Annotated in this window: 9 protein-coding genes; 7 read left to right on the top strand and 2 right to left on the bottom strand. The window is 57.3% G+C overall.

Annotated elements, in window-relative coordinates; genetic code table 11:
* Positions 1–72 precede the first annotated feature (72 nt).
* The 3 genes from mrcB to CUR33_RS20550 are packed head-to-tail and all read left to right on the top strand — an operon-like array spanning position 73 to position 3,435.
* Positions 73–2,391 carry a penicillin-binding protein 1B gene (gene mrcB, locus CUR33_RS20540; protein ID WP_289240796.1) on the top strand — a complete coding sequence of 773 codons (2,319 nt, stop codon included), beginning with the start codon at positions 73–75 and terminating at the stop codon, positions 2,389–2,391.
* Positions 2,392–2,407: 16 nt separating this feature from the next.
* A complete protein-coding gene (locus CUR33_RS20545) occupies positions 2,408–3,106 on the top strand; it encodes a tetratricopeptide repeat protein (RefSeq protein ID WP_289240797.1) in 699 nt (232 codons plus the stop codon).
* Entirely contained in the window at positions 3,106–3,435 is a 330-nt protein-coding gene (locus CUR33_RS20550; RefSeq protein WP_090256031.1) for a YqcC family protein, read from the top strand. The genes CUR33_RS20545 and CUR33_RS20550 overlap by 1 nt, the downstream gene beginning before the upstream one ends.
* 14 nt (positions 3,436–3,449) lie before the next feature.
* Here the strand turns inward: CUR33_RS20550 and CUR33_RS20555 are convergent, their stop codons facing one another.
* On the bottom strand, positions 3,450–3,893 hold the full coding sequence (locus CUR33_RS20555; protein WP_090256032.1) for a DUF4124 domain-containing protein: 444 nt from the start codon (positions 3,891–3,893) through the stop codon (positions 3,450–3,452).
* 407 nt (positions 3,894–4,300) lie between these two features.
* Between CUR33_RS20555 and CUR33_RS20560 the strand changes: the two genes are divergently transcribed.
* Both CUR33_RS20560 and ilvN read left to right on the top strand, forming a co-directional pair.
* On the top strand, positions 4,301–6,025 hold the full coding sequence (locus tag CUR33_RS20560) for an acetolactate synthase 3 large subunit (protein WP_160088604.1): 1,725 nt from the start codon (positions 4,301–4,303) through the stop codon (positions 6,023–6,025).
* A 2-nt stretch (positions 6,026–6,027) separates the two neighbouring features.
* Positions 6,028–6,519: an acetolactate synthase small subunit gene (ilvN, locus tag CUR33_RS20565; protein ID WP_108488665.1), complete on the top strand. Its 492-nt coding sequence runs from the start codon at positions 6,028–6,030 to the stop codon at positions 6,517–6,519.
* An 86-nt stretch (positions 6,520–6,605) separates the two neighbouring features.
* On the opposite strand, the gene ilvY is transcribed toward ilvN, so the two are convergent.
* A complete protein-coding gene (ilvY, locus tag CUR33_RS20570; RefSeq protein WP_289240798.1) occupies positions 6,606–7,487 on the bottom strand; it encodes an HTH-type transcriptional activator IlvY in 882 nt (293 codons plus the stop codon).
* 125 nt (positions 7,488–7,612) lie between these two features.
* On the opposite strand from ilvY, the gene ilvC reads away from it, so the two are divergent.
* Positions 7,613–8,629, top strand: a complete 1,017-nt coding sequence (gene ilvC / locus CUR33_RS20575; RefSeq protein WP_160088600.1) for a ketol-acid reductoisomerase — start codon at positions 7,613–7,615, stop codon at positions 8,627–8,629.
* Positions 8,630–8,784: 155 nt separating this feature from the next.
* Positions 8,785–9,597 carry a CDP-diacylglycerol--serine O-phosphatidyltransferase gene (gene pssA / locus CUR33_RS20580; protein ID WP_090256036.1) on the top strand — a complete coding sequence of 271 codons (813 nt, stop codon included), beginning with the start codon at positions 8,785–8,787 and terminating at the stop codon, positions 9,595–9,597.
* Positions 9,598–10,003: the final 406 nt, after the last annotated feature.

Genomic DNA, 10,003 nt, shown 5'->3' on the forward strand with positions numbered 1-10,003 from the left:
CGCTCAGCGCCAGTCTGCAAACCGCTGAGCTGGCCTGCTGGCAAGTGGGCAAAGTGCGTATAATGCCGCGCCATGACTCGTACCCGATCTTCCCGTCCCCGTTCTAAACGCCGTTCCGGCGGTATGCGCCCCTTGTTGGGCTGGGCTATCAAGCTCGGTCTGGTTGGTTTGGTGGTGCTTGCCGTGTTTGCGGTTTATCTCGATGCTGTGGTGCAGGAGAAGTTCTCCGGCAAGCGCTGGACTGTTCCCGCCAAGGTCTATGCCAGGCCGCTGGAGTTGTTTGTTGGGCAGAAACTGGCCAAGGATGACTTCCTCAAGGAGCTGGATGCCCTGGGCTATCGCCGCGAAAGCGCAGTGGCCGGCCCTGGTGGCGTGTCGGTGGCAGGCAACAATATCGAGCTGCACTCACGCGGCTTTCAATTCTATGAAAGCACCGAGCCGTCGCAGCGCGTGCGCGTGCGCTTCTCCGGTGACTATGTCGCGGGCTTGACGCAGGCCGGTGGCGGCAACCTGGCAGTAGCCCGGCTTGAACCGTTGCTGATTGGCGGGCTGTATCCGGCGCATCAGGAAGACCGCGTGCTGATCAAGCTGGAGCAGGTGCCGCCTTATTTGGTGGAAACCCTTGTGGCGATTGAAGACCGTGAGTTCTTCAATCATTTCGGTGTGTCGCCCAAAGGCATTGCCCGCGCCGTGTGGATCAACGCCACTGCCGGTCAGCTGCGTCAGGGGGGCAGTACCCTGACTCAGCAGTTGGTAAAGAACTTCTACCTGACCAACGAGCGCACTCTGGTCCGCAAGGCTACCGAAGCCATGATGGCGGTGTTGCTGGAGTTGCATTACGACAAGAAGGACATCCTTGAGGCTTACCTCAACGAGGTTTTCCTTGGCCAAGATGGCCAGCGTGCAGTGCACGGTTTTGGCTTGGCTAGCCAATACTTCTTTAGTCAGCCTCTCTCCGAGTTGAAACTTGATCAAGTCGCACTGCTGGTCGGTATGGTCAAAGGGCCAACCTACTACAACCCGCGGCGCAACCCGGAGCGGGCGCTGGAACGGCGCAATCTGGTGCTTGATGTACTGGCTGCACAGGGTGTCGCCAGTGTTGAAGAAGTGGATGCCGCGAAGCAGAAACCGTTGGGTATCACGCGGCGCGGTAGTTTGGCAGACAGCTCGTTCCCAGCTTTCCTTGACCTGGTCAAACGCCAGCTGCGCGAGGACTACCAGGAGCAGGACCTGACTGAAGAAGGTCTGCGCATTTTCACCAGCTTCGATCCGATCATGCAGCTGAAAGCCGAAAGTGCGTTGGCCGGCACGCTGAAGCGCTTGTCCGGGCGCAAAGGGGTTGATCAGGTGGAAGCGGGCATGGTGGTGACCAGCCCAGAAAGCGGTGAGGTGCAGGCCATTATTGGCAGCCGTCAGCCACGCTTTGCCGGTTTCAATCGTGCGCTGGATGCGGTGCGGCCAATTGGCTCGCTGATCAAACCGGCCATCTACCTGACCGCGCTGGAGCGGCCGAGCCAATACACTCTGACCAGTTTGCTTGAAGATCAGCCGTTCTCGATCAAGGGCCAGGACGGTCAGGTGTGGCGCCCACAGAACTATGACCGCAAGGCCCATGGCACCATTTACCTGTACCAGGGCTTGGTTAACTCCTACAACCTGTCAACCGCCAAGCTGGGGCTGGAAATCGGCGTGCCGGAAGTGCTGAAGACGCTGAACCGTTTAGGTGTTGAGCAGGAATGGCCGGCATATCCGTCGATGCTGCTGGGCGCTGGCGGGTTGAGCCCGATGAGCGTGGCGAGCATGTACCAGACCTTGGCCAATGGCGGTTTCAATACGCCGTTGCGCGGTATTCGTGCGGTGTTGACGGCGGAGGGTGAACCCCTCAAACGCTACCCCTATCAGATTCAGCAGCGCTTCGACAGCGGTGCCATTTATCTGCTGCAGAACGCCATGCAACGCACGATGTCAGAAGGCACTGGGCGCTCGGTCTACAGCCAACTGCCGCGTTCGTTGGCACTCGCCGGTAAGACCGGCACCAGTAACGACTCCCGTGACAGTTGGTTCGCCGGCTTCAGCCAGGATGTCCTGGCCGTGGTTTGGTTGGGGCGTGATGACAATGGCCCGACACCGCTGACCGGTGCGACCGGTGCGCTGCAGGTGTGGACGGACTTTATGCGTCAGGCCGATCCGTTGCCGCTGGATATGCCTGTGCCGGATAACGTGGTGCTGGCCTGGGTGGATGCGAGCAGCGGCCAAGGTACGGACCCGAGTTGTCCGAATGCAGTACAGATGCCGTATATTCGCGGCAGCCAGCCTGTCGCCGGGCCGGCCTGTGGTATTCAGGCACCGGTCAATGAAGTGATGGATTGGGTACGCGGCTGGTTGGATTAAGCGAAGAGGGTGTGACGTGAATAAGTGGTTGATTCCAGCTGTAACGGTTTCGCTGGTACTGGCGGGTTGCAGCAGTGTGCCGCGTGGCTCGATTCCGGTCGTTGAAGGTGGCACTGCGGTCGCCGGCGCGCAGTCAGGTACGCCTGGCAGCTATGGCGCCCCAGTTACTCAGCCTCAGGCCCTGCCGGAAGACTCCGGCGTGGTCGTGATGGTGCCAGGTGGAGGTGGGAGTTCTGCGCCGATTCAGTCGTTCCCGGCGACCAATGCACCGTTGGATACCGGCACAACATCGCAGCCTTGGAGTGCTTCGGCGCCTGCTACGACTCAAGGTGGCTATGTCACCCCTGCGCCCAGTGGCATTCCAAGTGGTGGTTTGGCCATGGATGAGCAGCTGGACGGGCCGGTTCTGGCCTTGTTGACGACTGCCCAGCAACAGCAGGGTGGTGGCGATCTGAACGGTGCCGCTTCCAGCCTGGAGCGCGCTCAGCGCATTGCGCCACGTGAGCCGCAGGTGCTCTACAAACTCGCCGAGGTGCGCTTGGCTCAAGGTGATGCTGCGCAGGCCGAGCAATTCGCTCGTCGCGGCCTGAGCTATGCCAGCGGTCGTCCGGCTCTGCAGGCCAGCCTGTGGAACCTGATTGCTCAAGCGCGCGAGCGTCAAGGCGATGCTGCCGGTGCTGCGCAGGCCCGTGAGCAGGCGCGAGTCAATCTCTGATGGATGCGCGTGTGCTTGCGGTAGCTGAGCAGCTGTTGCTTATTGAGCGAGAGTTGCGTGTGCAGGGTTGGTGGGATGCGCAGGCGCCCAGCGCGCAGGCGCTGTCGAGTCAAGAGCCATTTTGTGTCGACACGCTGGCGTTCGAGCAGTGGCTGCAGTGGATATTCTTACCGAGAATGAAGCAAATGGTGGAGGCGGGGGCCGCATTGCCCCGTGTTTCCGGAATTCAGCCGATGGCCGAGCAGGTGTTTGGTGGCCAGGCCAAAAAGGCCAGAGAACTGATCAAGCTGCTGGGTGAGTTCGATCAGTTGATTGTTGGCGCGACCTGAGTCGCGCCAACGGCTTACTTGCAGTTTTCGGCGATCGCCTTCTGTGCTTCGCTGATACGGCTCTGGCGTTCTTCTTCGCTTAGGCGCCGTACTTCACCGTCTACTTCCGTGCGTACGCGCGGATTGTTTTCCAGCTGCGAAAGGTTGGTGCGCACATCTGCGCAGTACTTCTTGCGCTCTACTTCTTTGGCTGCAATATCCTGTTTGACCTTCTCATCGATGGCTGCCTGCTCGGGGTCTGCGATGCTTTCGAAGGTAGGTGCTGCTTTCTTTTCTTCCGCAACTGCGGGCTTTGGCGGTGGTGCTGCAGTGTTGACACTGGTGGCGTCTTGGCCTTGCGGCGGCTGTGCGCTGAAGTGCGTCACGCCTTGGGCATCGACCCACTTGTAAACCTGGCTGGCCATGGCGGTGGCGCTCATGGCGAGCAGCAAGCTGCTGGTGATCATCATGCGGCGCATGCGGTTTCCTTATGTTGAGCTGCGGTGCCTGCTGACTACTATAACCAAATTGTCTGAATCGTCATCCTGCGCTGCGTCACAGCAGAAGATTGCAGATTCAATCACGGATTACTTGACTTGGTCGCGCCGAATCCCAACAATTCCACGCTCGCTGTAGTGGAGTCCGCCGCAAGCAGGCTTTAGCTCAGTAGACATGAGGCGCACACCCGCGCCGACCTGTTACACCCGCAACGCGTTACCTCGCGCTGGGTGGGAAAACCCCGCAACACTTAGGGGAGTTCCCAATACTTGCTCAGTTGTAGCTGACGTAGTCGGCGACCACCGTCGCTCATGCTCTGCTGGCAGTAAACCTATCTTAGGCCGTCCTCCTTGTTGGGCGGTTTTCTGGCGTTTTAGAGGTGAACAACGTGGAGCTTTTATCCGGCGCTGAAATGGTCGTCCGCTTTTTGCGTGACGAAGGCGTTAAGAACATCTATGGGTACCCAGGCGGTGCTCTTCTACACATCTACGATGCCCTGTTCAAAGAACCGGAAGTGCAGCACATCCTGGTTCGTCACGAGCAAGCGGCAACCCATATGGCTGACGGCTATGCCCGCGCCACCGGTAAAGCCGGTGTGGTGCTGGTAACCTCGGGTCCTGGCGCAACCAATGCCATTACCGGTATTGCCACTGCCTATATGGACTCCATTCCGATGGTGGTGTTGTCCGGTCAAGTGCCAAGCACCATGGTCGGTACTGATGCTTTCCAGGAAACCGACATGATCGGTATCTCCCGGCCGATCGTGAAGCACAGCTTTATGATCAAGCACGCCTCGGAAATTCCGGAAGTCTTGAAGAAAGCCTTCTATCTGGCGCAATCCGGTCGTCCAGGTCCTGTGGTCGTAGATATTCCGAAGGACATGACCAACCCGGCTGAGAAGTTCGAGTACGTCTATCCGAAGAAGGTCAAGCTGCGCTCCTACAGCCCTGCTCTGCGCGGTCATTCCGGGCAGATCCGTAAGGCGGCTGAACTGCTGCTGACGGCCAAGCGTCCAGTCATCTACTCCGGTGGTGGTGTGATTATGGGCGGTGCAGCAGCGCCGCTGACCGAGCTGGCGCAGATGCTCAACCTGCCAGTCACCAACACCCTGATGGGCTTGGGCGGTTATCCAGGGACTGATCGCCAGTTCCTCGGCATGCTCGGTATGCACGGCAGCTACACCGCCAACCTGGCAATGCACCACGCCGATGTGATTCTGGCGGTTGGCGCACGCTTCGATGACCGCGTGATCAACGGCGCAAGCAAGTTCTGCCCGAACGCCAAGATCATCCACGTTGATATCGATCCGGCCTCCATCTCCAAGACCATCAAGGCCGATATCCCAATCGTCGGTCCGGTTGATAGCGTGATGACCGAGATGGTCGCGATCCTTAAAGAGATCGGCGAGCAGCTGAACAAGGACGCCCTGGCAAGCTGGTGGAAGCAGATCGAAGAGTGGCGTGGCGGTCGCATCATGTTCCCTTACGACAAGGGCGACGGCAGCATCATCAAGCCGCAGACCGTGATCGAGACGCTGTCCGAAGTCACCGGTGGCGACGCGTTTGTGACCTCCGACGTTGGTCAGCACCAGATGTTTGCTGCCCAGTACTACCGCTTCAACAAACCGAACCGTTGGATCAACTCCGGCGGCCTGGGCACCATGGGCTTTGGTTTCCCTGCAGCTATGGGTGTCAAGTTGAGCTTCCCGGATGACGAAGTCGCCTGCGTAACCGGTGAAGGCAGCATCCAGATGAACATCCAGGAGCTGTCGACCTGCCTGCAGTACGGTTTGCCGGTGAAGATCGTCAACCTTAACAACGGTGCGCTGGGTATGGTGCGCCAGTGGCAGGACATGAACTACGGTAGCCGCCACTCGCATTCCTACATGGAATCGTTGCCGGACTTCGTCAAGCTGGCCGAGGCTTATGGCCATGTCGGCATGCGCATCACTGATCTCAAGGATCTAAAACCGATGATGGAGGAAGCCTTCGCGATGAAAGATCGCCTGGTGTTCCTCGACATTCAGGTTGATACCAGTGAGCACGTCTATCCGATGCAGATCAAAGACGGTGCAATGCGCGATATGTGGCTGAGCAAGACGGAGCGTACCTAATCATGCGACACATTATTTCCCTGCTGCTGGAAAACGAGCCCGGCGCATTGTCCCGCGTGGTCGGTCTGTTCTCGCAACGCAACTACAACATCGAAAGCCTGACTGTGGCGCCAACTGAAGACCCGACCCTGTCGCGTCTGACGCTGACCACTGTGGGTCATGATGAAGTGATCGAGCAGATCACCAAGAACCTCAACAAACTGGTTGAAGTGGTCAAGCTGGTCGACCTGTCGGAAAGCGCTCACGTCGAGCGCGAGCTGATGTTGGTCAAGGTCAAGGCCACTGGTGCTCAGCGCGCTGAGGTCAAGCGTACCACTGACATCTTCCGTGGGCAGATCGTCGATGTGACCAGCAGCGTGTACACCATTCAGCTGGCCGGCACGAGCGACAAGCTGGACAGCTTTATCCAGGCCATCGGCACTACGTCGATTCTGGAGACCGTGCGCAGTGGCGTGACCGGCATCGCTCGTGGCGACAAGGTACTGAGCATCTGATTGCGTTGTACTGATAAAACGAAAAGCCCTCAGAGAGAGATCCCTGAGGGCTTTTTGCGTTTATGGGGGTGACTCGCTGCCAGAATTTAGCGTTGTCGATTCCAGAAGGCATTAATCAGCGGATCTTTAAGGCGCTTCTCCAGCGCGAACAGGCCAATGTCGTAGGCTGTTAACGGTGGCTGAATATCGTAGATGCGGATGCGTACGGTCAGCGGGCTGTTGTCGAGAACGATTTGCGGAACCACACCAATGCCAAAACCCAGGCTGACCATGCTGACGATGGCTTCGTTACCGCTCACCTGGGCGTAAATGCGCGGTTTGATGTTGTGGTTTTTTAACCATCGATCGGTGCGGGTCCTGGCAAGGCCTTCTTCTGAGAGAATCATCGGCACGTCTTTCCAGGTGTCCGTGCCGGGGCGCTTCAGTTGTTCCTCGGTTAACAGCTGGGGTGACAGCGGGCCGATAAAGCACAGTGCGGAACGAGCAATTGATTGAAACGCGACGCCAGTGGGCAAACTGTCGGGGCGGGCACCGATGGCCAGGTCTTCCAGTCCTTCTTGCACGCGCTCTACGGCTTTGGCCGGATCGCCGGTGTGCAGCTTCATTTCAATGCGTGGGTAGTCCTGGCGAAAGCTGCTCAAGATGTCATAGAGGAAGCTGTAGCTGGCCGTTACCGAGCAATACAGGGAAAGCTCGCCGTGGAGGATCAACTGATCCTGCTTAAAGGTCTGGCGGATGGCTTGCCAGCCATTCATGACCTCGCTGGCATACTCGCGGAACTGTTGCCCCTCGCGGGTCAGGCGGACTGAGCGGTTGTCGCGCAGAAACAGCGGCGCACCGAGTTCGTCTTCGAGTTGCTTGATGCTGCGGCTGAGTGCAGAAGGGCTGACGTGCTGCTCGCGGCTGGTTTTGCCGAAGTGCAGGTTGTCGGCCAGGGAGAGAAAAAGTCTGAGTGTGCGACTATCCATAATCGTTTCAAATATCGGCATGTTGTGTTGCAAATATATCATTTTACGCAATGGGGCGGATCACTTAAGGTGTCTTCGTCGCGGTGCATGCACCCCATCCCTTTTCGATTAAAAGAGCCAAGAACATGAAAGTTTATTACGACAAAGATTGTGACCTCTCGATCATCCAGGGTAAGAAAGTTGCCATCATTGGTTACGGTTCCCAGGGCCACGCTCAAGCATGCAACCTGAAAGATTCCGGCGTTGATGTAACTGTTGGCCTGCGCAAAGGCTCGGCTACTGTTGCCAAGGCTGAAGCCCATGGCCTGAAAGTGACTGACGTTGCTTCTGCTGTTGCTGCTGCCGATCTGGTCATGATCCTGACCCCGGACGAGTTCCAGTCTTCCCTGTACAAAAACGAAATCGAGCCGAACATCAAGAAGGGCGCTACCTTGGCCTTCTCCCACGGTTTCGCGATTCACTACAACCAGGTTGTGCCGCGTGCTGACCTCGACGTGATCATGATCGCGCCGAAGGCTCCGGGCCACACCGTACGTTCCGAGTTCGTCAAGGGCGGCGGTATCCCTGATCTGATCGCTATCTATCAGGACGCTTCCGGCAATGCCAAGAATGTTGCTCTGTCCTACGCTGCTGGCGTGGGTGGCGGCCGTACCGGCATCATCGAAACCACCTTCAAAGACGAAACCGAAACCGACCTGTTCGGCGAGCAGGCCGTTCTGTGTGGCGGTACCGTTGAGCTGGTTAAAGCCGGCTTTGAAACTCTGGTTGAAGCCGGTTATGCGCCGGAAATGGCCTACTTCGAGTGTCTGCACGAACTGAAGTTGATCGTTGACCTCATGTACGAAGGCGGTATCGCCAACATGAATTACTCCATCTCCAACAATGCCGAGTACGGCGAGTACGTGACCGGTCCAGAAGTCATTAACGCCGAGTCCCGTCAGGCCATGCGCAATGCTCTGAAACGCATCCAGGACGGCGAATACGCCAAGATGTTCATCAGTGAAGGCGCAACCGGCTACCCTTCGATGACTGCCAAGCGTCGTAACAACGCTGCTCACGGTATCGAAATCATCGGTGAGCAACTGCGCTCCATGATGCCGTGGATTGGTGCTAACAAAATCGTCGACAAAGCCAAGAACTAAGGTTTTTGACGTAAGAAAAAACGCGGCCAAGGCCGCGTTTTTTCATGGTGCGACAAGGCTTCTGGTATAAAGCCTGAGTGTTGCATGGGCGCTGGTGTGAACCCTGTTCGTCAGTGTCTGTCGAAATTCTCCAAATCCGTTGCAAGGTATTGTTCATGAATGAACGTCCAGATGAGCCGCAGTCTCCTGCCGACGCCGAAAGTTTGCTGCCAATCGATGAGCATATAGAAGAGGGGCATGACGCCGAAGGGCGCAAGGTCCGTCATCGCGGTATTTATCTGCTGCCCAACCTATTTACCACGGCCAACCTGTTTGCCGGGTTCTACGCCATCATCAATGCCATGAACGGCAACTTCTATGTGGCGGCTGCTGCAGTGTTTGTTGCCATGGTGCTGGATGGTCTGGATGGGCGTGTGGCGCGTCTGACCAATACCCAGAGCGCCTTTGGTGCCGAGTATGACTCGCTGTCCGACATGGTCGCCTTTGGTGTGGCGCCCGCCTTGCTCGCGTTTGAGTGGGCGTTGGGCAGCATGGGTAAGGTCGGCTGGATGGTTGCCTTCATCTATGTCGCTGGGGCTGCGCTGCGTTTGGCGCGCTTCAATACGCAGATCGGTAGCGTCGACAAGCGCTACTTTATCGGTCTGGCCAGCCCGGCTGCTGCGGGTGTGGTGGCGGGGACGGTATGGGCCTTCAGTGATTTCGGTATCAAGGGCTCCAATATGGCCTTTGTGGTTGCAATCCTTGTGGCTGCTGCCGGCATGCTGATGGTCAGCAATATCAAGTACAACAGCTTCAAGGATCTCGACCTGAAAGGGCGTGTACCGTTTGTGGCTATTCTGGCGGTGGTGCTGGTGTTTGCGGTAGTGTTCAGTGATCCACCTCGGATCCTGCTGATCATTTTCCTGGCTTACGCGGCCTCGGGGCCTATTCAGTACTTGCTGCGCCTGCGTCGCGGTAATAGCGCATAGTTGCAGCGCAGTGGTTTCGACAAAGCCGTTGAAGCGTCAGCTTCAACGGCTTTGTCGTTTCTGCAGGCGGCGCGCTAGTGGTTTGTGTGGCTACAGCCAGTGATTTCGCGGGTATTGAAACAAAAGCGCAATAATCATTGACCTTCGTTTGCCAGTCCCTATAATGCGCACCTCTTCAGGCGTAAGCAGCTCCTTAAACTTCTTATAAAACAAGAAGTTAGATTTAAAAAGGGTTTGCAAAGCAGCGAAAGCTGCGTAAAATGCGCCTCCTCTTCAGGGGGGGTAGTGTTTGAGTCTGAAGGGGTTCGGTCGAGATGATCGAAAGCGGTAAAAGAGGCGGTTGACAGCGGGTTGAAACGCTGTAGAATTCGCCTCCCGCTGACGAGAAGCTAGATGTTGATCGAAG

Origin of the sequence: Pseudomonas sp. FEMGT703P, assembly GCF_002786345.1 — a bacterium.
Lineage (GTDB): Bacteria > Pseudomonadota > Gammaproteobacteria > Pseudomonadales > Pseudomonadaceae > Aquipseudomonas > Aquipseudomonas peli.

Bases quoted from the DNA above. Each gene is read 5' to 3' on its own strand.
- pssA (WP_090256036.1), top strand. From the start codon at position 8,785: ATGAATGAACGTCCAGATGAGCCGCAGTCTCCTGCCGACGCCGAAAGT.
- CUR33_RS20555 (WP_090256032.1), bottom strand. From the start codon at position 3,893: ATGCGCCGCATGATGATCACCAGCAGCTTGCTGCTCGCCATGAGCGCC.
- ilvY (WP_289240798.1), bottom strand. From the start codon at position 7,487: ATGGATAGTCGCACACTCAGACTTTTTCTCTCCCTGGCCGACAACCTG.
- ilvC (WP_160088600.1), top strand. From the start codon at position 7,613: ATGAAAGTTTATTACGACAAAGATTGTGACCTCTCGATCATCCAGGGT.
- ilvN (WP_108488665.1), top strand. From the start codon at position 6,028: ATGCGACACATTATTTCCCTGCTGCTGGAAAACGAGCCCGGCGCATTG.
- mrcB (WP_289240796.1), top strand. From the start codon at position 73: ATGACTCGTACCCGATCTTCCCGTCCCCGTTCTAAACGCCGTTCCGGC.
- CUR33_RS20550 (WP_090256031.1), top strand. From the start codon at position 3,106: ATGGATGCGCGTGTGCTTGCGGTAGCTGAGCAGCTGTTGCTTATTGAG.